Annotated in this window: 27 protein-coding genes; 4 read left to right on the plus strand and 23 right to left on the minus strand. The window is 70.2% G+C overall.

The genetic code is table 11. From position 1 onward, the window contains the following. The 15 genes from ID554_RS06800 to ID554_RS06870 form a co-directional block, all read right to left on the minus strand. Positions 1–1,359 (minus strand): MmgE/PrpD family protein, encoded by a 1,359-nt coding sequence (locus ID554_RS06800; RefSeq protein WP_117228513.1) that lies wholly within the window; start codon positions 1,357–1,359, stop codon positions 1–3. Beyond that, positions 1,356–2,636 carry a CaiB/BaiF CoA transferase family protein gene (locus ID554_RS06805; RefSeq protein ID WP_117228514.1) on the minus strand — a complete coding sequence of 427 codons (1,281 nt, stop codon included), beginning with the start codon at positions 2,634–2,636 and terminating at the stop codon, positions 1,356–1,358. The genes ID554_RS06800 and ID554_RS06805 overlap by 4 nt, the downstream gene beginning before the upstream one ends. Then, entirely contained in the window at positions 2,633–3,673 is a 1,041-nt protein-coding gene (locus tag ID554_RS06810) for an LLM class flavin-dependent oxidoreductase (RefSeq protein WP_223884465.1), read from the minus strand. Before ID554_RS06810 ends, ID554_RS06805 begins: the two co-directional genes overlap by 4 nt. Next, the gene (locus tag ID554_RS06815; protein WP_117228515.1) at positions 3,670–4,203 is read right to left on the minus strand and encodes a MaoC family dehydratase; all 534 of its coding nucleotides are present in this window, start codon (positions 4,201–4,203) and stop codon (positions 3,670–3,672) included. Before ID554_RS06815 ends, ID554_RS06810 begins: the two co-directional genes overlap by 4 nt. A gap of 171 nt (positions 4,204–4,374) precedes the next feature. Then, on the minus strand, positions 4,375–5,151 hold the full coding sequence (locus ID554_RS06820; protein WP_223884629.1) for a FadR/GntR family transcriptional regulator: 777 nt from the start codon (positions 5,149–5,151) through the stop codon (positions 4,375–4,377). Positions 5,152–5,269: 118 nt separating this feature from the next. Next, the gene (locus ID554_RS06825; RefSeq protein WP_117228517.1) at positions 5,270–6,202 is read right to left on the minus strand and encodes a TIGR03564 family F420-dependent LLM class oxidoreductase; all 933 of its coding nucleotides are present in this window, start codon (positions 6,200–6,202) and stop codon (positions 5,270–5,272) included. Continuing rightward, positions 6,202–6,993, minus strand: a complete 792-nt coding sequence (locus ID554_RS06830; protein WP_117228518.1) for an enoyl-CoA hydratase/isomerase family protein — start codon at positions 6,991–6,993, stop codon at positions 6,202–6,204. The genes ID554_RS06825 and ID554_RS06830 overlap by 1 nt, the downstream gene beginning before the upstream one ends. Next, positions 6,990–7,502: a MaoC/PaaZ C-terminal domain-containing protein gene (locus ID554_RS06835; RefSeq protein ID WP_117228519.1), complete on the minus strand. Its 513-nt coding sequence runs from the start codon at positions 7,500–7,502 to the stop codon at positions 6,990–6,992. The genes ID554_RS06830 and ID554_RS06835 overlap by 4 nt, the downstream gene beginning before the upstream one ends. Beyond that, complete coding sequence (locus ID554_RS06840; RefSeq protein WP_117228520.1) at positions 7,499–8,323, minus strand: ABC transporter ATP-binding protein; 825 nt, start codon at positions 8,321–8,323, stop codon at positions 7,499–7,501. Before ID554_RS06840 ends, ID554_RS06835 begins: the two co-directional genes overlap by 4 nt. Continuing rightward, positions 8,320–9,180, minus strand: a complete 861-nt coding sequence (locus ID554_RS06845; protein ID WP_117228521.1) for an ABC transporter permease — start codon at positions 9,178–9,180, stop codon at positions 8,320–8,322. Before ID554_RS06845 ends, ID554_RS06840 begins: the two co-directional genes overlap by 4 nt. A gap of 29 nt (positions 9,181–9,209) precedes the next feature. Beyond that, positions 9,210–10,232 (minus strand): ABC transporter substrate-binding protein, encoded by a 1,023-nt coding sequence (locus ID554_RS06850; RefSeq protein ID WP_158573743.1) that lies wholly within the window; start codon positions 10,230–10,232, stop codon positions 9,210–9,212. 245 nt (positions 10,233–10,477) lie between these two features. After that, the gene (locus tag ID554_RS06855) at positions 10,478–12,022 is read right to left on the minus strand and encodes a class I adenylate-forming enzyme family protein (RefSeq protein ID WP_223884466.1); all 1,545 of its coding nucleotides are present in this window, start codon (positions 12,020–12,022) and stop codon (positions 10,478–10,480) included. Next, on the minus strand, positions 12,019–12,447 hold the full coding sequence (locus tag ID554_RS06860) for a hypothetical protein (RefSeq protein ID WP_117228523.1): 429 nt from the start codon (positions 12,445–12,447) through the stop codon (positions 12,019–12,021). The genes ID554_RS06855 and ID554_RS06860 overlap by 4 nt, the downstream gene beginning before the upstream one ends. After that, positions 12,428–13,234, minus strand: a complete 807-nt coding sequence (locus ID554_RS06865; protein WP_117228524.1) for an enoyl-CoA hydratase/isomerase family protein — start codon at positions 13,232–13,234, stop codon at positions 12,428–12,430. The genes ID554_RS06860 and ID554_RS06865 overlap by 20 nt, the downstream gene beginning before the upstream one ends. Then, a complete protein-coding gene (locus ID554_RS06870; RefSeq protein WP_147333464.1) occupies positions 13,231–14,112 on the minus strand; it encodes a cupin domain-containing protein in 882 nt (293 codons plus the stop codon). Before ID554_RS06870 ends, ID554_RS06865 begins: the two co-directional genes overlap by 4 nt. A 267-nt stretch (positions 14,113–14,379) precedes the next feature. On the opposite strand from ID554_RS06870, the gene ID554_RS06875 reads away from it, so the two are divergent. Beyond that, positions 14,380–15,603, plus strand: a complete 1,224-nt coding sequence (locus ID554_RS06875) for an MFS transporter (protein WP_117228526.1) — start codon at positions 14,380–14,382, stop codon at positions 15,601–15,603. Between the two features lie 40 nt (positions 15,604–15,643). Here the strand turns inward: ID554_RS06875 and ID554_RS06880 are convergent, their stop codons facing one another. From ID554_RS06880 to ID554_RS06890, 3 genes are all read right to left on the minus strand, one after another. Beyond that, positions 15,644–16,759 (minus strand): NAD(P)H-dependent flavin oxidoreductase, encoded by a 1,116-nt coding sequence (locus tag ID554_RS06880; RefSeq protein ID WP_117228527.1) that lies wholly within the window; start codon positions 16,757–16,759, stop codon positions 15,644–15,646. Then, positions 16,756–16,980: a hypothetical protein gene (locus tag ID554_RS06885; protein ID WP_117228528.1), complete on the minus strand. Its 225-nt coding sequence runs from the start codon at positions 16,978–16,980 to the stop codon at positions 16,756–16,758. Before ID554_RS06885 ends, ID554_RS06880 begins: the two co-directional genes overlap by 4 nt. A gap of 151 nt (positions 16,981–17,131) precedes the next feature. After that, positions 17,132–17,710, minus strand: a complete 579-nt coding sequence (locus ID554_RS06890; protein WP_117228529.1) for a TetR/AcrR family transcriptional regulator — start codon at positions 17,708–17,710, stop codon at positions 17,132–17,134. 74 nt (positions 17,711–17,784) lie between these two features. On the opposite strand from ID554_RS06890, the gene ID554_RS06895 reads away from it, so the two are divergent. Continuing rightward, positions 17,785–17,976, plus strand: coding sequence for a hypothetical protein (locus tag ID554_RS06895; protein WP_147333465.1), 192 nt, complete (start codon positions 17,785–17,787; stop codon positions 17,974–17,976). Positions 17,977–18,334: 358 nt separating this feature from the next. On the opposite strand, the gene ID554_RS06900 is transcribed toward ID554_RS06895, so the two are convergent. From ID554_RS06900 to ID554_RS06910, 3 genes are all read right to left on the minus strand, one after another. Continuing rightward, positions 18,335–18,556, minus strand: a complete 222-nt coding sequence (locus ID554_RS06900) for a hypothetical protein (protein ID WP_117228531.1) — start codon at positions 18,554–18,556, stop codon at positions 18,335–18,337. Positions 18,557–18,931: 375 nt separating this feature from the next. Next, positions 18,932–19,243, minus strand: a complete 312-nt coding sequence (locus tag ID554_RS06905; RefSeq protein ID WP_117228532.1) for a type II toxin-antitoxin system RelE family toxin — start codon at positions 19,241–19,243, stop codon at positions 18,932–18,934. After that, the gene (locus ID554_RS06910) at positions 19,243–19,527 is read right to left on the minus strand and encodes a type II toxin-antitoxin system Phd/YefM family antitoxin (RefSeq protein ID WP_117228533.1); all 285 of its coding nucleotides are present in this window, start codon (positions 19,525–19,527) and stop codon (positions 19,243–19,245) included. Before ID554_RS06910 ends, ID554_RS06905 begins: the two co-directional genes overlap by 1 nt. Before the next feature lie 184 nt (positions 19,528–19,711). Here ID554_RS06910 and ID554_RS06915 point away from each other — a divergent pair, with 184 nt between their 5' ends. Both ID554_RS06915 and ID554_RS32960 read left to right on the plus strand, forming a co-directional pair. Beyond that, entirely contained in the window at positions 19,712–19,942 is a 231-nt protein-coding gene (locus ID554_RS06915) for a DUF433 domain-containing protein (RefSeq protein ID WP_117228534.1), read from the plus strand. Then, complete coding sequence (locus ID554_RS32960) at positions 19,939–20,412, plus strand: DUF5615 family PIN-like protein (protein ID WP_199489202.1); 474 nt, start codon at positions 19,939–19,941, stop codon at positions 20,410–20,412. The genes ID554_RS06915 and ID554_RS32960 overlap by 4 nt, the downstream gene beginning before the upstream one ends. A 309-nt stretch (positions 20,413–20,721) precedes the next feature. Here the strand turns inward: ID554_RS32960 and ID554_RS06925 are convergent, their stop codons facing one another. Both ID554_RS06925 and ID554_RS06930 read right to left on the minus strand, forming a co-directional pair. After that, positions 20,722–21,561, minus strand: a complete 840-nt coding sequence (locus tag ID554_RS06925) for an ABC transporter ATP-binding protein (RefSeq protein ID WP_117228535.1) — start codon at positions 21,559–21,561, stop codon at positions 20,722–20,724. A 6-nt stretch (positions 21,562–21,567) separates the two neighbouring features. Next, positions 21,568–22,563 (minus strand): ABC transporter substrate-binding protein, encoded by a 996-nt coding sequence (locus ID554_RS06930; RefSeq protein WP_117228536.1) that lies wholly within the window; start codon positions 22,561–22,563, stop codon positions 21,568–21,570. Positions 22,564–22,565: the final 2 nt, after the last annotated feature.

A 22,565-nucleotide genomic window follows, 5' to 3' on the forward strand; every position in this document is an offset into this window, starting at 1 on the left:
TCAGTCGCCGGCGGCGGCCAGGGCCGCCACGATCGGGTCGAGGCTGTCGAGGTCGTCGAGTCGGCGCACCAGGTCGACGACGGGCGCCCCGGCGTCACCGGCGTTGCCGAGGAACTTGGCGGTCAGCTCGTCGTCGCCGAGCGGGGCGTCGGGTCCACCGCCGCTGCGCGGCACCGTGCCGCGTACGGTCGTGCCGTCGGCGAGGGTGAGCACGACGGTGCCGGGGGCGTCGGCGGCGTGGCCACCGGTGTCGGCGATCCGCCAGCGCACCCGCCCGGCGAGGGCCGCCACGTCGGGGCGGGCGATCGACTCGGGCCGGTAGCTGGCGGTGGTCAGATCGCCGTCGAGCAGCATCGCGGCGACGCTCCACGGTAAAGAGAACTTCGCCGCGTACGGGGTCGCCGGTCGGGCCAGGTCCCGGCCGGGCCCGCAGACGGTGGGGGCCGAGTCGGGATGCACGTCGACGTCGACGCGGGTCACGGCGGCCAGGTCGGTGGGGAAGCCGGGTTGCCGGCGGGCCGCTCGGGCGGCGTCGACCGCGGCGTGGGCGAGCTGGCAGGCCGGGTAGGGCTTGATGCCGATCCGGGTGGTCTCCCACCGGGCGCCGAGCCCGTCCACGATGGACGCGGGCGCGACGGGACCGGCGGCCAGGGCGTCGAAGACGCCGTGCGGGCCGTCGAGGACGTTCGCCGGGCCGGAGGCGCCGGCGGCGGCGAGCCGGGCGGCGAGCACACCGGCGTGCGAGGCGAAGCCGGGGTGCAGTTGCTTGGTCGACGCGCCGGTGTGCAGGAAGGCGAGCAGGCCGCCGGCCTGACTGCCCGCGATGCCGAGGGCGTCGGTGGCCCGGGCCGCGTCGAGCCCGAGCAGCCGGGCGGTGACCAGCGCGGACGAGAAGACCCCGGCGACCATGGTGGCGTGCAGGCCACGGGTGTGGAAGCCGTGCGGGGCGGCGGCGGCCACCCGGCACACCGTCTCGTAGCCGACGACGGCAGCGGTCAGCACCTGCCGCCCGGTCGCCCGCACCTGCTCGCCGACGGCGAACGCGGCGGGCAGCACCACGGCGGTGGCGTGCACCAGACCGGCGGCGTGCGTGTCGTCGAAGTCCAGCGCGTGCACCAGGGCGCCGCTGGCCAACGCGGCGGCCGGGGCACCGATCCGGGCCCGGCCGCCGAGCGGGGTCGCCTCCGCCGGGCCGCCGAGGTCGCGGGCGACCACCAGCACCGGATCGACCACGCCCGCGCGCCGACCGGCCAGGGCGGTGCCCAGGCCGTCGAGCAGGTGCCGCAGCGCGGTGTGCCGCACCGCCTCCGGCAGTTCGACGGTGCCGGTCGCCCACTCGGCCAGGTCGGACGCGATCATCGGCTGGCCGCCTCCGTGCCGGGATCGGCGGTACGCGGGCCCGCCGACCCGCCGTCGCCGGTCGTGCCGCCGTCGGCGGCCGGTCCGAACGCACCCGCCTCGGCGAGCACCGCGACCGCCTGCGGGTCGAGTCCGAGCAGGTCGCCGGTGACCGTGGCGAAGTCCTCGTTGCGCAGCGGTGCCCGCCGGTAGGCGGGCGCTTCGCCGCCGACCCGGACCGGGCTGGCGAGTTGCTGCACGGTGCCGAAGCGGGGATGGTCGGTGGTGACGATCAGGTCGCGGGCGGTGGTGTGCTCCTCGGTCAGCGCGGCGCCCACGTCGTTGATCGGTCCGCACGGGATCGCGGCGGCGTACAGCTCGGGCAGCCACTCGTCGACGGTCCGTTGCCGGAAGATGTCCGCCAGCGCGGCGAGCAACTCCTCGCGGTTGTCCCGGCGGGCACCGAAGGTCGCGTACGGCGACCCGTCGGCGGCCCACTCCGGGTGGCCGACGAGCGTGGCCAGGCGGGCCCAGAACTTCTCCTTGGCGCAGCCGACCACCATCCAGCCGTCCTTGGCCTGGAAGACCTGGAAGGGCACCAGGGACGGGTGCGCCGAGTGGTGGGTGCGCACCGGCTCGAACCCGGCGTTGAGGTGCCAGGTGGCCGGGTAGGTGAGCAGTGAGATCGCGGTGTCGTAGAGGCTGACGTCGCAGTCCATGCCGACGCCGTCGCGACGGGCCGCGTGCACCCCGGCGAGCAGCGAGATGGCCGCGACGAACCCGCCGGAGAAGTCGACGAGCGACAGCCCGGACTTGGTCGGCGGGCCGTCCGGCTCGCCGGTCAGCTCCATCCAGCCGGCCAGCCCCTGGAGGATGTAGTCGTAGCCGGGCTCGGCGTGGCGGGGCCCGGTCATCCCGAACCCGGTCAGCGAGACGCAGACGATCCGTGGGTTGAGGTGCTTGAGGTCGTCGTAGCGGATGCGCATCTTCGCCGGCACGTCGCCGCGCAGGTTGGAGTAGACCACGTCGGAGACGGCGACCAGCTTCTCGAACACCTCCCGCCCGGCGTCGGTGCTCAGGTCCAGCGAGAGACTGCGCTTGTTGCGGTTGAACGTCTCGAAGAACAGCGAGTCCTCGTCCTGCGCGTACGGCGGGACGTACCGGCCCACGTCGCCACCGGCGCGCGGGTCCTCGATCTTGATGACCTCGGCGCCGAGGTCGGCGAGGTGCACGGTGCCGAAGGGTCCGGCGCCGTACTGCTCGATCGCGATGATGCGGATGTCGGCCAGGGGTCTCATGTGGCGGCTCCGGTCAACTCGGCGATCAGGGCGATGATCTCGTCCTGGGCGGCTCGGGTGTCGGCGGCCGGCAGGCCGTGGGTGGGCGGGCTCAGCTTGACCGAGTCGGCGATCCCGTCGTACGCGGCGATCCGGGCGGCGACGTCGGCGCGGGTACCGGTCAGGGTGAGCGCGTCGACCATCCGGTCACTGACGGCGTCGGCGAGGTAGTCGGCTCCGGCTCCGGCCCGGAACGCGTCGACGACCTGCTGCTGGTCCTCGGCCAGGTCGTGGAAGGCGAAGAAGTCGGCGTAGGTGCGTACGGTGGCGTAGAAGCCGACCAGCCCGGCGGCGCGGCGGCGGGCCACCTGCCGGTCGTCGGCGATCGAGCAGCAGGCCGAGACGACGACGTCGAGGTCGGCGCGGGTACGGCCGTCGACGCGGTCGATGCCGACGGTCAGGTCGGGCAGGATCTGCTCGGCGAGGTAGCGGGGCGAGCAGAGTTCGTGGCTGATCCACCCGTCGCCGATCTCACCGGCCAGGCGGGTCATCAGCGGCCCCATCGCGGCCAGGTAGACCGGGATCGCCTCGGCCGGCGCCGCGAAGGGGCGCTCGTAGCCCCGGATCCGCATCGGCTCGTACTCGCCGTCGAGCATCATCGGCTCACCGCTGGTGCAGTGACGCCAGAAGTGCCGGATGTTGCGGACGGTCTCCCGCAGGTGCGGCACGGGCTTGCCGAACGCCACGTGGTGCCAGTCCTCGTTGAGCCGCCGGACGCCGGAGCCGAGACCCAGCACGAACCGTCCACCGGAGAGTTCGTCCAGGTCCAGCGCCTCCAGGGCGGTGATCATGGGACTGCGGGTGAAGGCCAGCACGATGGACGTACCGATCCGGGCGGTCTCGGTGGCGGCGGCCAGCGCCGCGGCCGTGCCGGTGGCGCTGCGATGCAGCTCGGAAACCCAGAGCATCTCGGCACCGGCCCGCTCGGCCCGCCGACCGGCGTCGGCCACCTCAGCGAGCGTCTCGCCCCACGGCTGGTACGTCAGGCGCAGGGTCATGCGTCCGCCTCGTCTGGAAGGGACAGTGGGACGGCGGCGACCGGGAAGATCCCCTCGACCTGTCCGGCGCCTCGCTTGTAGACGTAGAAGGTGCGCTTGAAGGCGCACACCTGCTTGCCGTCCTGATTGAGCGTGCGGGTGCGGACGGTGACGAGGCCGGCGTACGGCCGGGAGCCCGACTCGCGCTTCTCCAGCACCAGGGACTCGCTGTAGAGCGTGTCTCCGGCGAACACCGGGTGCGGCAGGCTGATGTCGTCCCAGCCCAGGTTGGCGAAGGCGTTCTGGGTGAGGTCGGTGACGCTCTGCCCGACCGCGATGGCCAGCGTCAGGGTCGAGACGACGAGCGGTCTGCCGAACTCGGACCGGGCGGCGTACTCCGCGTTGAAGTGCATCTGACTGGTGTTCATCGTCAGCAGGGTGAACCAGGTGTTGTCGGTCTCGGTGACGGTGCGCCCGAGCGGGTGCTGGTAGACGTCACCGATCTGGAAGTCCTCGAAGAAACGCCCGGTCCATCCTTGGCGCACCGTCATCGGTCGATCCTTTCGACAGCCCTGAACTGTGGCCAGTTTATTTGTCTGACATTTTGCATGTCAAGGCTCCCTAAGCGATCTGGACTGCCAATATGGGCATACAAAAGGCGCCCTGCCGTCGCTCAGCAAGGCGCCTTGATGAAAACTCAGAACTTTAGGGTGACACTTCTTTCACCGCTGCTCGTACGCCCGCCGCACGGTGCCCAGATGAGCCCGCATCGCCTCGCGCGCACCGGCCTCGTCGCGGGCCTGCACGTACCCGCAGATCTCGGTGTGCTCGGCGTCGATCTGGCTCCAGTACTCCGCCGGCATGTCCCGGTCCGCAGTCCGTGCCTGCAAAACCCGGAACACCGGCTCGACCATCACCCCGAGCAGTTGGTTGCCGGTCGCCTCGACCAGGACCCCGTGGAACGTCACGTGCTCCCGGAACTTGCGGCCCCGGGCGCGGGTCAGCTTCTCCCGCTCCACCGCCTGGCGCATCAACGTCAGGTGCTCGTCGGCGTGGCGCAGCGCGGCGAGCCCCGCAGCCGGCACCTCCAAGCTCTCCCGCGCCTCCAGCAGATTGTCCAGCGTGATGTCGCGCGCCCCGGACATCAGCCCGAGACTCATCTCCAGGTACTCGCTGACCTGATCGAACTGGACCCGCGCCACGAACGTCCCGCCGGTGGTGCCCCGGGTGGTGCGGATCAGGTCCTTGGAGGCCAGCACCCGCAGCGCCTCCCGGATCGTGCTCCGGCTGACCCCGAAGATCTCGGACAGCTCGATCTCGGTGGGCAGCCGGTCACCCGCCGTCAACGAGCCGTCCAGGATCCGCTCCCGGAGCTGGTCGGCAACCTGCTGGTAAGCCGGGCGCACCCGGGTGACCCCGAGCACCTCGGGGCCCTTGCGGTCAGCCGGAATCACCTGCTCCGGCCGGGCAGTCTGGGCCCCCGTCACGTCCTTGGCCATGGTCACTCCGGCTCCGCATCCCCTCGGCCCCGCACCCTCGCGTGCGGCTTCGTCGCGAACAACCACGGTAGGCCATCCGATGCTCGGCGCAGCGTCACCCATGGCCGACTCCGGTACCTCAAAGATCCGCGCCCGTGGCGCCTGCCGACGCCGACGCCGTGGCCAGCTCGCCGACCAGGGCACGGGTCGCCGCCCGCTCCTGCGGCGTGCCGTAGAGCTGTGCCGCGAACGTCGTCGCCCCGGCCGCCTCGTAGCGTCCGATCTCCGCCCGCACCTCGGCGGCGTCGCCGACGATCGCCATCTGGTTGGCCCGCGAAAAGCCCTCCCGGTCCAGCATCGCGCGGTACGACGGCTTGTCGTCGTACCAGCCGAGCACCGGGTCGATGGCGGCACGGGCGCGGCGGGGATCATCGGTCACGCACACCGCCGCGGTCACCACCACCTCGGGTGCCGGCCGGCCCGCCCCGGTCGCCGCCGCGGTGATCGCCGGCACGGTCAGCTCCGCGAGGGTACGCGGGCCGACCATCCAGGTCACCGTGCCGGCGGCCAGCTCGCCGGTGAGTTCCAGCATCTTCGGGCCGAGCGCGGAGACCATCACCGCCGGCACCGGTGGGTCACCGGCGATCGTCAGGTCGCCCCGGGCGGTGACCACCTCGCCGGAGAACCGGACCCGCTGGGTCAACGCCCCGTTGAGCGCGGCCAGGTACTCCCGCATGTACCGGACCGGCCGGGCGTACGACATGCCCCAGCAGGGCTCGACCACCTGCGGGTGCGACGGGCCGACGCCGAGCACCAGCCGCCCGCCGATCAGCATGTTGGTGGTGAGCGCCTGCTGGGCCAGCGCCATCGCGTGGCGCGGGTACACCGGCACCACGGCGGTCCCGATCCGCAGCCGCGACAGACCGCGCCCGACCGCCCCGATCACGGTCAGCGCGTCGTGCCCGAACCCCTGGGTCAACCAGACACTGGCGATCCCGTCGGCCTCCGCGCCGTGCAGGAGCTGCTCGATCTCGTCGATCTGCTCGATGTGGCTGAAGATCCCGTACTGCATCAGAGCCCTTCCCCGCCGCCGTGCCGGAACTCCCGCATCGTCTCTCCCCGGTGCTGCGCCGAGGCGTCCGACCGGGCCAGCATCGCCAGCCCGAACGCCTCGGCGGCGCCACGCTGCGCCTGCACCGCCGTCCAGACCGTCTCCACGGTGGTGGTCAACACGTCCAACGGGTGCCGGGCGATGTCCGTGGCGATCGCCAGCGCCCGGTCGGTCAGCGTCTCCGCCGGGGTCACCTCGGTGACCAGGCCGAGTTCGAGCGCCCGGCGGGCGTCGATCCGGTAGCTGCGCCCGGTGAGCACCATCCGCATCACCTCGCCGAGCGGCAGCCGGCTCAGCGCGCCGACCGCCTCGACCGGGTTCGCCAGGCCGACGTCGTGGTGGGTGTCGAAGAACGTGGCGTGCTCGGCGCAGAGCACCACGTCCGCGTCGTTGACGAAGTGCCAGCCGCCGGCACAGCAGTGCCCGTTCACCGCGGCCACCACCGGCTTGAACACCCCCAGGTCGCGGGCGGTCAACGCGACCCGACCGGCGTAATCCAGCGACGGGCTGGTGACCCCGGCGTCGAGGGTGTCGTCGACGTCGAAGCCGGTGCAGAAGCCGCGCTCGCCGGCACCGGTGACCACGGCCGCGTGCAGCCCGTCGTCGGCGCCGAACGCCTGCCAGGTGCGGCGCAGCTCGTCGACCATGGTCCGGTCGTAGGCGTTGAGCCGGTGCGGCCGGTCCAGGGTGACCAGCAGCACCCGGTCGTGGCGGGCCAGACCGAGCGTGGTGGTCCGGGGCAGTCCGCTCATCCCGGCTCGCCCGGCTCGGCCGCCGGCAGCGGGCTCAGCAGGTAGGAGCGGGTCATCCGCAGCACCGTCTCGTCACGCTGGTTGCGGACGTCGTCGTGGACCGCGCCGACGTACATCCGGCCGCCCCGGGTCGGTTCGAAGCGGGACACCTCGATCCGTACCCGCAGCGTGTCCCCGACGTACACCGGGCCGAGGTAACGGATCTCGTCGATGCCGAGCGCGGCGTGACAATCCAGTCCGGCCGCGTTCCAGGCGGCGTACATGGTGGTGGAGGTGAGCCCGGCGGCGATCGCGATCAGGCACGGACCGCCGAGGATCGGGCGACCGAAGCCGGTCCGGCCCATGTACTCGACATCGGTGTGCAGCGGCCCGTTCTCCCACGAGACGTTGACGATCGTGGAGAAGTCGCCGTCGGTCAGGGTCCGGGCCGGGGTCAGCAGCACCGCACCGGTCGCGAACGCCGTGGGCAGCCGCGGGGTCAACGGCGGGCCGGCCACCGGGGCGCTCACCGCGCCGCCTGGGGCCCGGCCAGCCGGGCGTGCTCTTCGCCGACGACCAGACCGCCGTCGTCGGTGCTGACCATCGACGAGATGATCTCGTGGGTCAGCTCACGGCTGACGTCGAACAGCCGGGGGTCGTCGTAGCTGCGCGGCAGTGGCACCTCCACCTCGACCACGCGACGGATCGTCGAAGGGCGGTTGGACATCAGCACCACCCGGTCGGAGAGCACGGCGGCCTCGAACACGTTGTGTGTGACGAAGACGAACGCCTTGCTCTCCTCCTGGCTGCGCAGCTCCAGCAGGAGCTGGCGCAGACTGCGGGCGGTGAACTCGTCAAGCCCGCTGAACGGCTCGTCCATCAGCATCACCGGCGCGTCCAGCACGAACGCCCGGGCCAGCGCGGTGCGCTGCTGCATGCCGCCGGAGATCTGGTGCGGGTAGTGGTTCTCGAACCCGGCCAACCCCACCCGGCGCAGCACCGGCAGCACCCGGTCGGCCCACTGGGACCGGTCCACCCCGGTGGCCTTGAGGGCGAACTCGACGTTCTGACGCACCGTCTTCCAGGGCAGCAGCCTCGGCTCCTGGAACACGTAGCTGAAGTGCACCCCGGGCGCCCGGCTGCGGATCTCGGCGGTGCCGGTGAAGTCCGTGTCCAGCCCGCTGAGCATGTTCAGCACGGTGGACTTGCCGCACCCGGAGGGGCCGACCAGCGCGACGAACTCCCCGTCGGCGATGGTGAGGTCCATCCCGTCGATGACCGTGGTGAAGCCGTGCCGGGTGTGGAACCCCTTCACCAGGTTCTTGATCACGATCCGGTCGTCGGTGCTCATCGGGCTCCCTCCGGACGCCAGCGGAACAGCTTCGCCTCGATCGGTTTGAAGACGGCGAGTTCGAGCACCACCATCAGGATCGAGAAGAAGAGCGTGAGGGCGAAGACCTGCTCCATACGGAACAGCTGGAACCAGTAGTTCAGCCGGTAGCCGATGCCGTCGGTACGCCCGAGCAACTCGGCGATCACCACGACCTTCCAGACGATGCCGAACCCGAAGCGGGCCGACGCCATCACCGCCGGCAGCACCTGCGGCAGGGTCACCTCCCGGGTCCGCAGGCCACGCGAGGCGTTGAGGGTACGGGCCATCTGCCCGAGCCGGGGATCGATCGCCTTCACCCCGGTCCACATGTTGATCGCGATGATCGGGAACGACGTCAGCGTGATCGCCACGACGGTGGCGGTGTCGTTGAGCCCGAACATGATGAACGCGACGATCACCCAGCAGAGGCTGGGGATGGTCTGGCCGACGGCGATCCAGATGTCCAGCAGCCCCTCGGCGATCCGGGACAGCCCCATCAGCAGGCCGACGAGCACACCGAGCGCCATCGACGCGGCGAACCCGATCAGGATCCGGACCATGGTGACCTGGAGGTCGGTCCAGAAGGTCTGCTGCTGCATGCTGTCGGCCAGCGCGGAGGCGGTCGTGCCGGGGGTGGGCAGGATGCGCTCACCGACGACGAGTGAGCCCAGCCACCAGATGACGAGCAGGATGAACACGGAGGCCACCCGCAGCACGATTCCGTTGCGCAGAAGACTACGGGGGCCGCCGGGCCCGCCGCCGTGTCCCGGCGGCGCGCCACGGTCCGCCGTGCCAGCCGCCACGGCCGCCGGCTTGGTGGTTTCGGACAAGGTCATCGGTGCCTCTCCTCGTGCCGGGCTGATGGTCAGGCGAAGAGCCCGTCGGGCACCGTGGGCAGGAACTCGGGCTCGCCGTTCTCGCTGAGGAAGGTGAGCAACTGGGCCGCCTGCTGCTTCTCGGCGTCGCCCCACTGCTCGACCAACCGGCCACGCTGGCTGTTCCAGATCACGTCCAGCACCGCCTGGTCGTCGATGTCGTAGAGCTCGCGCAGCGCGGCGTCCCACAGCGACTGGTCGTTGTTGAACCGGGTCTGGTAGCGCAGGTTGACGTCGATGAACGCCTGCACCGCCTCCTGGTTGTTCTCGATGAAGTCGCTGGCGAAGTCCCAGCCGGCAGTGAACGTCTGCAGCCCGGATGCCTCCTCCAGCAGGACGCCGAGGTCACCGAGGGAGCGGTACCTCCCGCTGGCCACCTCGGGCGCGCCGGCCGGGTCGATCACCAGGGCCATGTCCACGTCGCCCTGCCCGAGCAGTTCGGCCATCAGGTTCGGCGCGCCGTACTGGACCTCGCAGTCGGTCGTCGGGTTGAACCCGTGGTATTCACGGCAGAGCGCGAAGAACTGGTTGGTGGAGGAGCCGATGGCGCTGCCGAAGAGGCCGAGCTTGCGGCCCTTGAGGTCGGCGAGCGACTGGATCCCACTGTCCGCGCGGACCAGGATCCCGTTGGTGGTGCGCTGGAGCGCGAAGACCACCTTGCGGTCCACACCGGTGGCGACCAGGTTGGCGGTGGAGGGGATGCCGCCCAGGCCGCCGTCGACCTGGCCGGCGCGGTAGGCGGTGTAGACGGCGGCCGACTCCGCGTACTCCTCGTACCTGATGTCCAGGCCGGCCTCCTCGAACGCGCCCTCCTGGAGGGCGAGCTTGAAGGCCGCGAGGGCGGAGGCGGGGATGCCGGCGAGGCGGATGGTGGTCCGCCCGTCGTTCGAGCCGGAGTCGGCGTCGTCGCTGCCGCAGGCGGTCAGCAGGGCGCTGCCGACGAGGGCACCCCCGAGACCGGTGAGCAGGCGACGGCGGGAGAGGGTGGCACCGGGGCTATAGAGGTGGGACACGATGGCCTCCTGATGGCGAAGTCCGTACGGCCCGGCGTGAAAGCCCGGGGGCCGCATCTACACCTGATTACGGCGACCATAACGGTCCCCAGGCAGGCAGTCTATAAAAAGTCAGGGTTTTTCAGTACTGACATCTCTATCGATCAGATACACGACTGGCAGCACTTGTCGACCCAGCGAGCCACCTGGGCCTGGACGCGTAACCGGGATTCGTGAACCGGCACGCGGAACGTCAGACTTTTGGCCTAACGGGTCTGGCTCTGCTCCGGCGGGCCGGCGTACTCGTCCCGGATGGTGCGCTTGAGGATCTTGCCGCTCGGATTGCGCGGCAACCGGTCCACCAGATGCCACTCCCGGGGGACCTTGTACCGGGCGACATGCTCCCGCACGTACCCGTCCAGCACGGTCACGTCCACCTGCCGACCTGGGCGGCCGACCACGAACGCGGCGACACGCTCGCCGTACACCTCGTCCGGCACCCCGATCACCGCGACGTCGTCGACCGGTTCGTGCCGGGCGATGACCTCCTCGATCTCACGCGGGAAGATGTTCACGCCGCCCGCGATGATCATGTCCTTCTTGCGGTCCACGATGGAGATGAAGCCCTCCTCGTCGCGGACCGCCACGTCACCCACCGAGAAGAAGCCCTCGGCGTCGTACCCGGCCCGGGTGGCCTCCTCGTCGTCGAGGTAGCCGGTGAGCAGCAGCGGGGAGCGCGCGTACAGCTCACCCGGCTCGCCCGGCCCCACCTCGGCACCGTCCTCGCCGACCAGGCGTACCTCGTTCCAGAACCAGGGGTGGCCGACGCTGCCGGCCCGCGCCAGGGCGAACTCCGGCCGCAGGTTGGTCACGATCGAACACTCGGTCGACCCGTACAGCTCGTGGATCGCGACCCCGGGGAACGCGGCGATCACCCACTCCTTGAGCGCCACCGGCAACGCGGCGGCGTTGAAGTAGAGGGTCTTCAGCGCCGACAGGTCGTAGCGGGCCGCCGGGTCCTCGCAGAACCGGCGGACGTGCTGGGCGTGCGTGGGCACCAGGAAGACCGTCTCCGCCCGGCTGCTCACCATCAGGTCGAGCAGTCGCTCCGGATCCCAGCTCGGCAGCACCGTGCACGAGCCGCCGAGCATCGGAGCCGCGTACGCGAACTCGAAACCGGCGCCGTGGTACATCGGCGCCACCGCGATCGTGCTCTTGTTGGGCCCCAGCCCGTAGTCGAGCCCGACCCCGAAGGCGGTCAGCACCCGTCCCCGGTGGGTCAGCAGCACGCCCTTGGGCCGCCCGGTGGTCCCCGAGGTGTAGGTGATGCAGAACGGATCCATCTCGTCCACCGGCACCGCCGGATCGACGGCGCGACCGGCGGCGACGAAGGAGTCGTAGTGCTCGCCCACCCCACCGTCGAAGCTGAGCACCAGATGCAGGTCGTCGACGAGTCCGTCGACCCGGTCGGCCAGTTCGTCCGCCACGACGATCCCCCGGACCCCGGCGTGGCCTAGGACGTACGCGTTGTCGCCGACGTTGTTGCGCGGGTTCAGCGGCACCGTCGGGATGCCGGCCTTCGCCATCGCCGCCGAGATCTCGAAGTACTCGTAGCGGTTGTTCGCCAGGACCGCGATCCGCTCGCCGGGGCGCAGCCCTCGGTCCAGAGTGGCCGAGGCGAGGCGGCTGGACCGCTCGTCAAGCGTGCCGAAGGAGATCTGGCGGTCACCGTCGACCACCGCCACCCGGTGCGGCGTGGCCCGGCCGAACTCCCGGATGCCGGCCGCCATGTTGAGCTGCACACCTCTCACCTGGTGTCCTCCCTTCCTGTTCCGTTCATCAGCATCACGGCCTCGACCTCGGCGACCGGCTCGTCGTCGGCGTCGATCCCGGTCCAGCGGAAGTCCACGACCTGCGTGCCACGGGAGGTGACCCGGCTGGCGACGCGTTCGATCCGCACCCGCAGGGTCGTGCCGGCCTTCACCATCCGGTGGAACCGCGCCCGGCGCAGTTCCAGCAGTGCGATCGCGTCGTCGAGCAGACCGGACTGTTCGACCAGCCCGCCGAGGAGCAGCACGACCGCCTGACCCGGCAACGGCGGACCGTCGGCGTCGCCGCCGGGCGTCCGCTGGAACAGCGGGTGGGTGTACCCGCCCCGGCTGATCAGCATGTCGACCAGATCCGCATCGACGAGCACCTGCGGGGTCGCGGTCGGTTCAGGCGAGGTTGCGGACATCGACGTCCCCCCAGACCGGTCGGCGCTTCTCCACGAACGCGCGATAGCCCTCGGCCACCTCGTCGACCTCCTCGTGCAGCCGGGAGAACATCTCGCGCTCGTAGCGCAGGCCCTCCTCCAGGGTCATCGTGTGCACCGAGTTGAGCAGCCGCTTGGTGATCGCCAGCCCGGGCCGGGACCGGCCGCGCAGCATCGCCAGCAGCCTGCCCACCTCGTCGTCCAGCTCGGCCCGGGGTGCGCTGGCCAGCGCGACCCCCCACTGCACCAACTCCGGGCCGCGCAACCACGTAGGGGTCAGCATCAGCGCCTTGGCCCGCTGGTCGCCGAGCTTGCGCGGAGCACGCTGGCTCGACCCGGCGCCCGGCGGCATCCCGAACTCCAGGTGGATGTCGCCGACCCGGGCCTCGTCGGCGGTGATCACGAAGTCGCAGGCGAGGATCAATTCGAAGCCACCGGCCCGGGCCAGGCCGTTGACCCGCGCGATCACCGGTACGCCGAGCTGCTCGATCCGGCGCAGCACCGCGTGGTACGACCGCAGGAACGGCAGGAAGGTCCGTTGTGGATCGGCGAAGCACGACTCCAGGAAGTCGATGTCCATGCCGACGCTGAAGGCCCGCTCCCCGGCACCGGTCACCACCACCGCCCGCAGGCCGTGGTCCTGCTCGGCCTCGTCGAGCGCCGTGTCCAGCCCGGCGATCACCGCCGGGGTCAGGCTGTTCATCGAGTCCGGACCGTCCAGCACGATGGTCATCACCTGGTCGTCCGTGGTGTGCCGTACCCGCGTCATGCCCGCTCCCCCACCTTGACGAACAACTCGACGTCGGTCGTCGCGGTCAGCGTCGGTGCCGGGGCGTCGGCGGGTACGTGCAGCAGCGAGCAGGGGGTGAGCGTCACCCCGTCCACCACGAGGTCGCCGCGGGTGGTGACCAGGAAACGCTCCCGGGGCACCGGAGTGGGTGCCCCGGTGTATCCGGCCGGCAGGCGCACCAGGGCGCTACAGGCGCCGGTGGCGACGTTGTGGCTCAGCGGTTTGCCGAGCGGAACCGCCTCGCCGGTGGTGGACCACGCCCCGCCGGACGCGGCCGGCAGGCCGAGCACGACGGCGTCCACCCCCGACCACGGCGCGTCCAGGGGAGTCCAGGGCACGAACCGTGACTCGACCCGCCGCTGGTAGCCCCGTGGCCCGATGCCGCCGTCCGCGGAGTCGCGCGCCTGGGCGCCGGCCCGGTCGTCCGCGCAGACCACCCGGGAGACCCGGCCACTGTGCTCGCTGGCGACCTCCCCCTCCATGCAGAGGATGTTCTCGAAGCCCTCGTCGCTCCACGCCTTGTGCACCCAGCCCGGCGGACGCCAGAAGTAGTCGCCCTCGACCAGCCGCCCCTCGGCGCTCAGCTCGGCGACCCCGCCCAGGAAGTACGACTCCTCGACGCTGTCGTGGTAGGCCTCGCTGAGGTCGCGGTATCCGGGCACGGCCCGCACGTGGTCGATGCGTCGGGTGCTCGCGCGGTCCAGCCACAACGACCGCATCCAGTACCGGGACAGCAGGTCACGCACCTGCTCCGGGTCGCCTCCGAAGTTGTCCCGGAAGGCAGGTTCCATCGAGTCGTACACGTCCTGGCCGTTGACCCACGGCAGCGTCGTGGAGTCGACGATCGTCACTGTCACCTGCGTTCCTCCACCTCTCGCCGGGTGTGGGGTGTTCTCCAGGTTCTGAAACGCATATGTCAGGTGTTAAGCAGGAAGGTGACGTTGGCACGTCGTGAAGCGCCCCGTCATTTCCGGCTCGTAACGCCCACCTGAGCAGCTCAGGTGCACACTGTGCAGGCCGAGGACCGAGTCTGGCAAGACCTTGACACTGTCGCTGTTGATTCCTCAGACTTTTCGGCGGAAGGCGGTGCCTAGTGTCTACCTCTCTGCCCCGGAGCCCCTGAGGTGCGCGACGGCACCGCCATCGGCCCGCCGGACGCCCCGGCGTACCGACCTTCGGTGGTGATGGCAGCCGCCTCCGGCGCGCTGGTCCTGGTGGCGGTGCTCGGCAGTTTCGCCGCGTCCCCGCTGTTCGCGGTCTACGCGCAGCGGTGGGACCTCGACCCGGCGCAGGTGAGCCTGGCGTTCGCCGGCTACCCGGTCGGGGTGATCGTCGTGGTCACGCTGCTCGGCGGTCTCTCCGACCTGATCGGTCGACGCGTCACGATGCTGCTCGGCGTCGCGCTGGTGCTGCTCGCCTGCCTGGTGACCGCTGCCGCCACCACCCTGCCGGTGCTGGTCGCCGGACGGTTCGTGCAGGGCATGGCGACCGGCATGGTCAGTGCCACCACCGCCGCCGCGCTGCTGGACTTCCACCCCCGGGGCACCCGGGCCGGCAGCCTCACCCACGCGGTCTGCACCACTCTCGGCATGGGCTTCGGCCCGTTGGTCGCCGGTCTCCTCGCCGACCACACCGCGTACCCGTTGGTGCTGCCGTACGTCGTCATCGCTGCGGTCGCGCTGGTGCCGTTGGTGCTGCTGCTCCGGGCCCCGGCCGACCGCCGGGCGACAGGCCGGGTACGGCTGGTCCGCACGGTCCGCGTACCCCGGGCGATCCTGCTGCCGTTCAGCATCGCCACCTGCTCCCTGATGACCCTCAACAGCTGCATGGCCCTGTTCGGCACCTTCGGCGGGCGCATCCTCACCGAGGGGGCCGGCACCAGCACCGCAGGCGGCACCGGTGGGCTGCTCACCCTGCTGGTCACCATGACCCTGCTCGCCCAGCTCACGGCGAACCGGGTGCCGGCGGCCCGATCGGTCGGCCTCGGCGTCCTGGTCATCGCCGCCGGCGCCGGCACCACCACCGCCGCCCTGCACCTGAACAGTGGCGCGATGACGATCGTCGGCACGGCGCTGGTCGGCACCGGTGGCGGCCTGGTGCTGCTCGGCGCGACCCGGCTGATCGGCGACTCCGCGCCGACACACCGCCGCGCCGAGGTCTTCGCCGCCTGGATGGTCGCCGCGTTCGCCACCCTGGGCGGCACCTCGCTGCTCGGTGGGCTCGCGCTGGGCGGTGTCGCCCTGACCACGGTGATGGCGGTGGCGACCGGCGGCATCGCGGCGCTGGCGGCGTACACCCTGGTCGCGATGGCCGTGCAGACGCGCCGCGACCGGCGGTCGGCACGGTGAGCCGGGGCCGCCCGACCCGACGGCCGGACGGCCCGGTCGGTCAGCCCGCGTCGTCGGCCAGCCTCGTCACCGCCTCGACCGCGTCGGCCATCTGCATCCGCAGGTCGTCCAGGACGGCGGCGACCGAACGGACCCCGGTCACCAGGCCGACGGCCTGCCCGGCCGCCGAGCCCATCACCGGGGTCACCTGGTGCTCGAACGCGCTGACCACGGTGTCCCGGGCCAACACCTGCTGGACCGGCGACGGTAGCGGCGCCGGAGCCTCCGGTGTCCGCCACGCCTCGGTCCAGACGGTGGTGAGCTGCCGGGTCGGCTTGCCGGTGTACGAGGTGGTCTTCTCGGTGTCGGTCGCCGCCGCCGCGACGATCTTCTCCTTGACCACCGGGTCGAGGTCGCTCTCGGCGGTGGCGAGCCAGACCGATCCGGTCCAGACCGCCTGGGCGCCCAACGCGAGGGCGGCGACCACCTGCCGGCCGGTGGCGATCCCACCGGCGGCGACCACCGGTACGTCACCGGCGGCGGCCACCACCTGCGGCACCAGCACCATCGTGGTGATGTCGCCGGTGTGCCCGGCCGCCTCGTAGCCCTGCGCCACCAGCACGTCCACTCCGGCGGCCAGTTGGTGGCGTACGTGCCGAGGATCGCCGACCAGACCGGCGAGCAGCATGCCGCGTCGGGTCGTCTCGGCACGCACCTCGGCCGGCGGCGGGCCGAGAGCACTGGCCACCAGGCGGATGGGATGCGCCCGAGCGACCTCCCACAGGGCGTGGGCGTTGGCGTGGGTCATCAGGTGGTCGATCTCGGTCGGCATGCCGCCGAGCCGGTTGTGGCCGGGCTCGCTGCGGCGTACCGGCACCCCCCACCGGGTCCGCAGCGCGTCCACGAACGCCCGGTGGTCGGCCGGGATCCGACCGGCCAGCTCCGCCGGGTCGTCCCCGGCCGACTTCGCCGGAAAGAGCAGATCCACGCCGTACGGCCGCCCGGCGCACTCCCGGTCCAGCCAGGTGAGGTCCCGGTCGAGGTCCTCGGGGGTCATCGAGGCGGCACCGAGTACACCCAACCCGCCCGCCCGGCTGACCGCCGCGACCACGTCCCGGCAGTGGCTGAACGCCAGCACCGGCAGGTCGATCCCGAGGCGGCGGCAGAGCGGGGTCACGACGACGGCCCGGCGGTGACCGCGCAGACCTCGCAGCCGGCGATCGCCGACTCGGCCGCGTCCACTGTGCCCAGTTCGGTGAGCAGATGATCGTATTTGGTACGGGCGAACCGGCGCAGTCGCGGGCCCACCAGGTCGGTGACGAGACCGGGTGGATCGGGCAGCACCGGGGCTCGTTTTGCGTCGGAGTTGATGACCGCCAGCCGTCGAGGCTCACTCATGTCGACCTCCCGCGAAAAGTCTGACTTATTTAGAGGATCAGTGTCAACGACGTGCATGGATCATCATCTCCACAGCTGAGGGATCTATCTGTCCACACTTCCGAAAGGTCTGCTTCCCGAACTACTCGTTGGCTTGAGTCGCCGCTCGCCCTCACGTGAGCGCGGCGGTCAGGAGCCGGGCCAGGGCCGCGTGCGCCTGTTCGCGCGCCGTCGAGGCATCGTCGTGTCGCGCGATCCAGAGCGCGGCTTCGTTCATCGCTCCGGACAACTGCGCCGTCAACGCGCCGAGGAGCCCGTCCGGCACGCCCGCCGCACGGAGAGCCTCACTCAGGTGAGCGGCGGAGTTCTCCGCGTCGAGCAGGCGCCAGTGCTCCCACCCCAGCACGGCTGGACCGTCGACGAGCAGAATGCGGACGGCATGCGTGGCGGTGATCGCGTCGAGGAACGCATGCGAACCCGCCCGCAGCTGCTCACCGGGGTCATCACCGGCCCGGTCGGCCGCCCCCACCACCCTCTCGGCGACCTGCGCCTGGAGCTGCGCCACGGCAGCACGGAACAGCCCCGGCTTGTTCCGGTAGTGGTGATAGACCGCGCCCCGCGTCACTCCTGCGGATCGCGCGACGTCGTCGAGGGAGACGTCTGCGAAACCCTTGGCAGCGAAGAGGTCGATCGCCGAATCGAGGACCTGCTGGGCGGTCCGGGCGGCGGCAGCCGCAGAGGCGCGAGGCATGGACCTTCCTTTACGTGCGCAGCGTATGCATCGTGCACCGTGTTACATGCACAGTGTACGTAAAGGAGGTTTCGATGAACGTCACCAGCTTCTACCCGGTCCTGACGGCACAGGACGTGGCCACCACAGCAGACTTCTATCGACGCACCACTGCTCGAGGGTTGCACCGGCGATCCGCTGCACCCCGCCAGCAGCAGCACAGCAACAGCACCAACGACCGCGATTCGCCGCACGGAATCCCCCCCGATTCCGAGACCAGGCGATGATCTTAAGATGCGCACCCACATCCTGGGGCCCCTCGACGCCCACACCGAGACGGGCGACTACACCACGGTGGCCGGCCTGATGCTGGCGCACCTCGGTCGCATCCCACCGCACCGGGCGAGATCGTCCGGGTGCCGAGATAGTCTGTCGAGGTGACCGAGGTGACCGGACGCGCCATCACCCGGGTCCGGCTACGCCGCGACAACGACACCGTCGAGCAGGCCCCGCAGGCGATCTCCGGCACTCACGGCGGCGTGACGAGACGATCGATCAGGTGGCCCACGTCCGGCGACGCGGGCAGGAGCGCGGATGCCCGACAGGTCGGTCCCTGCCCGACCGACGGGCATCCGCTGGATGCCGCTACTTCACGCCGGTGAGGGCGACCAGGGCGCTAGCGGTACGGAAGTACGGGTTGCGTCCCAGATCGCCGACGGTGGTGATGTTGAATGCCTCCTTGAGCAGCTTGGCGTCACCTTCGCTGACCCCGGCCAGAGCGGACACCGGGGCGTCGACGATCTCGGTGAGGTTCTTGTCCTGGTAGGCCTTGTCGACGAGCTTGGTGAGATCGGCAGTAGCGGGCATGCACACTCCTTCGAGAACCACCGATCGGACGTTCCGACCGGAAGCGCGGCACACGGCTCGGAGTAGAGTCTCCGGCGCCGAAATCCCTTGTGCCGCAACGAGACCAACGCCGTCCATAGTGGATGGTGCCGCGACACAAGCTACCGGACCCACCTGAGAAGTAGCTGAGTGTATTCGCTCAGTTACTTGCAGCGGCGCCATCCGCGCCTGAAGCAGGGCAACGTGGCATCGCGGATGGGTTCACAGGGTGCGGCACGGTCCGACCACGCGTGGGCCGGAGGCGTCACCATGCGAACCAGTCGGTGACCATCACCGGTGGCCGCTACGGCTGCGAATGGGCAGGCCAGCCCGATGAAGCGCGATTCCAACCGTGGCCTAGAAGCGGTAGGCGTCGCGTCGGTGGCGGATCGAGTGGATCTCCACGACGCGTTTGGCTTCGTTGATCCGGTAGATGATCCGGTACGTGCCGCGGCGGGCGGAGTGAAAGCCGTCGAAGGGCTCGTCGAGTGGTTTACCAGCCCGATAGGGGTTCACCGCGATCGCGTGCTGCATGGTCTCCGTCGCCGCGACCGCGACCTCCAGCGGCAGTTCCTCGTGCAGGTTGCGGCGGGCCTGCCGGGAGAACATCACCGTGTACGGGCTGGTCGCCTCGCGCGTGTCGTCCCGTCGCCCGCTCTGCGGAGGCATCAGGCCGCCCTACCGCGACGCCGTTCCAGCTCGGCGCGAACCTCGTCCATCGAGAACGTGTCGCCGTCCGCGAAATCCTCCCGCGACTGGCGCAGATCCGCGAGGGCCTCGTCGTCGGAGAGCAGGTCGAGCGTCTCTCGCATCGACTCGTACTCGGCGACCGAGATCAGCATCACGTCGGCACGTCCGTTGCGGGTGATCGTGAAGTGGTCGTGCTCCCGAGCGACCCGGTCGGCAAGCTCGGCGATCCGGGCCTTGGCTTCGGTGATCGGAATGGTCTCCATGGCAGCCATTTTAGCGACCGGTTGGAATTATGACCAAAATGAACCCGTATCGCGACCCGGCCTCTGCACCGCTCGTTGAGCGTCCGGACCAGCATCGAGGCCTCGGAGGACCCAAGCTGTAGGGCGACGTTGCGGAACCCGCTCGCCGGACTGCCCTAAGGTCACGACGGGTTACCATGCCGTCATGAACTTCGAACGGATCACCGTCAACCCGGCCCAGATGGGCGGTGCACCGTGCATCCGTGGGCTACGCATCCCGGTCGCGACGGTCGTGGCAATGATCGCGGACGGCATGAGCGCAGACGAGATCGTGTCAGACCTGCCAGACCTGACCGTTGAAGACGTCTGGGAAGCGCTGCGCTTCGCCGCCGAGGCTGTCCGGGAGCGGGAGCTGCCGCTACATCACGCGGCATGAGATTCCTGATCGACAACAACCTGTCGCCAGCGGTTGCCGCAGGTCTGCGCGCTCAGGGGCATGATGCCGAGCACCTCAGGGACTACGGCCTGGCAGCGGCGCCGGATGAGATTGTGCTGGATCGGGCACGCCAGGAACAGCGAGTGTTGATCTCCGCAGACACCGACTTCGGCACTCTGCTGGCCTCCTCCGGGGCCAGCGAACCGTCCGTGTTGCTGGTGCGGCGGATCAGCGGTCGTCGAGCCGCACAAATCGTCGCGATCCTGGTGGCGAACCTCGCCGCAGTCGCCGACGACCTGTCCAGTGGAGCGATCGTCGTAGTCGGCCGAGGACTGGCTGCGGGTCCGGCCCTTGCCCATCCTGCACGGCAAGTGACCCCCAGGGCGCCAGCACCGGCAGCGGTACGGCAATCTCGATCGACCGGGCGGTCACGGCGGCTCAGGCCCAGGACGCCCCCGGGCCATATTTGATCATGTTTCCCGAGGGCGAAAAAGGCGTGTTCACGGTGATGAGCAGCCAGTGGTACGACGTCGGCAACACCGCCGAATCCGACGTGAGCAAGGAAACGACCATCCACGTCGGTCAGTACAGCGGCGAAATGGTCCGGACGCGCCCGGATCCGTTGCGGTGCAACGAGATGACGCAGAACCCCGGCATGAAGGTGGTCCTTCCCGGGATCACCGTCATCGGTCGGTCGCCGCGCCTTCCCACGGCTGGCTCAGGGCGGCCTATCCGTGGCCGCCCTGAGCCGCTCCGGACCCTGTTCGCCACCGGTGTTCTCAGGATCGCACGCTCGGTGTCGAGGGCTCGCGATCCTGCTCGACCAAGCTGTCCTCGATGGATAGTCGTAGTTCGCGGCGCAAGGTGACGAATGCCTTCGTCTCCAGGAACTCCTCGTTGCGGGGGCGCTTCTCCGGCACCTCGAATACGCGGGAGATACGCCCCGGCCGCCGTGACATGACCACCACCCGGTCAGCCAACAGCAGAGCCTCGTCGATGTCGTGGGTGACGAACAGGACCGTGGCGCCGGTGTCCCTGCTGATTGTGGACACCTCGATCTGCAGCCGCGCCTTGGTCATCGCGTCCAGCGCCCCGAACGGCTCATCCATGAGCAGGACCTTGGGCCGGGTGGCGAGGGCCCGGGCCAGGTTCACACGCTGCTGCATGCCTCCGGAGAGTTGGCTCGGGAATCGGTCGGCGAACTCCGTCAGTCCGACCAGGTCCATCGCCCAAGCTGTGCGCTCGGTCTGTTCGCTCTTCTTGACGGCCCGCTGTAGTTCCATGCCGTAGGCGATGTTGCCGCGCACGGTGCGCCAGGGTAGGAGCGAGGCCTGTTGGAACACGACGCTGCGGTCGAGACCTGGACCGCGTACGGGCTGCCCGGCGACGACGATCTTTCCGGAGGTGAGGGACGTCAGTCCGGCGATAGCGTTGAGCAGGGTCGACTTGCCGCAGCCGGACGGGCCGAGGAGGGTGACGAAATCGCCGGGACGCACGGCGAGAGAGACGTCTTGCAGTGCGTGCACCGGCTGGCCGCCGGGCTGCTGGAAGGTTTTGGTGGCATCTCGGACATCGAGCGCGAGGTCGGCGGGGAGGTCACTGTCACTGGTGGTGGGCATCGGTGGCTACTCCGTGAAGGTGACGTCGAAGACCTTGGCGGGATCGAAACCCGAGGCCTGTGGTGTGGTGTGGGCCAGTTGCTCGATGACGTTCTTGTGGTCGGCGAGGCTCGGTGTCAGCGCCGGGTCCATCTGGGCGACGGCGACGTCGAAGCTCCGCTTGACCAGTTCCTTGTCGGAGGTGCCGGTGAAGGTGGCGATGATGTCGATGATCCGGCCTTCGTTGGCGGGGTCCTGGTATGCGGCGGCGGCTTCCTTGAGGGCTGCGATGACGGCCCTCACCGTCGTCTCGTTGCGGTCCGCGTAGTCGTTGGTGACCACCACACCGGCGTAGGGCCAGGAGAAGTCCTGTTCCGCGTAGTCGATGAGCAGTTTCGCTCCGGGCAGATTGGCCAGCGCCGTGTAGGTGACCGGTGCGCCGAAGATCGCTGCGCTGACCTGTCCGGACACGAACGCGTTCAGGGCGGCGCTCTGCCCTCCGACGTTACGACGTACGACGCCGGTCGCGGGGTCGAGACCGGCTTCACGCAGCAGCATGTCGGTGTAGATGGCGGTGGTGGTGCCGGGTGAGGAGACCGCGACCGCCTTCCCGGCCAGGTCCTGCACGCTGTTGATGCCGGGCGCGACGACCAGGCCCAGGTTGGCCCGGTGCGACCAGGTGCCGATGTACTTGATGGGTGCGCCCTGCACCGCCCCGACCTCGGGTGCCGGTGCCGAGTAGACCCCGAACTGGAGGCTTCCGCCGACGAGGCCGGCGGTGATCTGCGGCCCGCCGGGAATCATTTCGATCTCGGCGTCGATGTTGTGCTTGGTGAAGATGCCGAGATCGCGAGCCACGGCTGGCAGGGACTGTTCCGCGGTCGGTGCGGCGACACCGATCTTGATCTTCAGCGGCGAACCGTCCGCTGGCTGGTCACCCGAGTCGCCGCCACAGGCGGTGAGGGCGAGCAGGACGGCGGCGGACATGGCGATGGAGGACCGGCGAAACTTTTGAGCGAACATGT

The sequence above is a fragment of the Micromonospora craniellae genome (genome assembly GCF_014764405.1).
GTDB lineage: Bacteria > Actinomycetota > Actinomycetes > Mycobacteriales > Micromonosporaceae > Micromonospora > Micromonospora craniellae.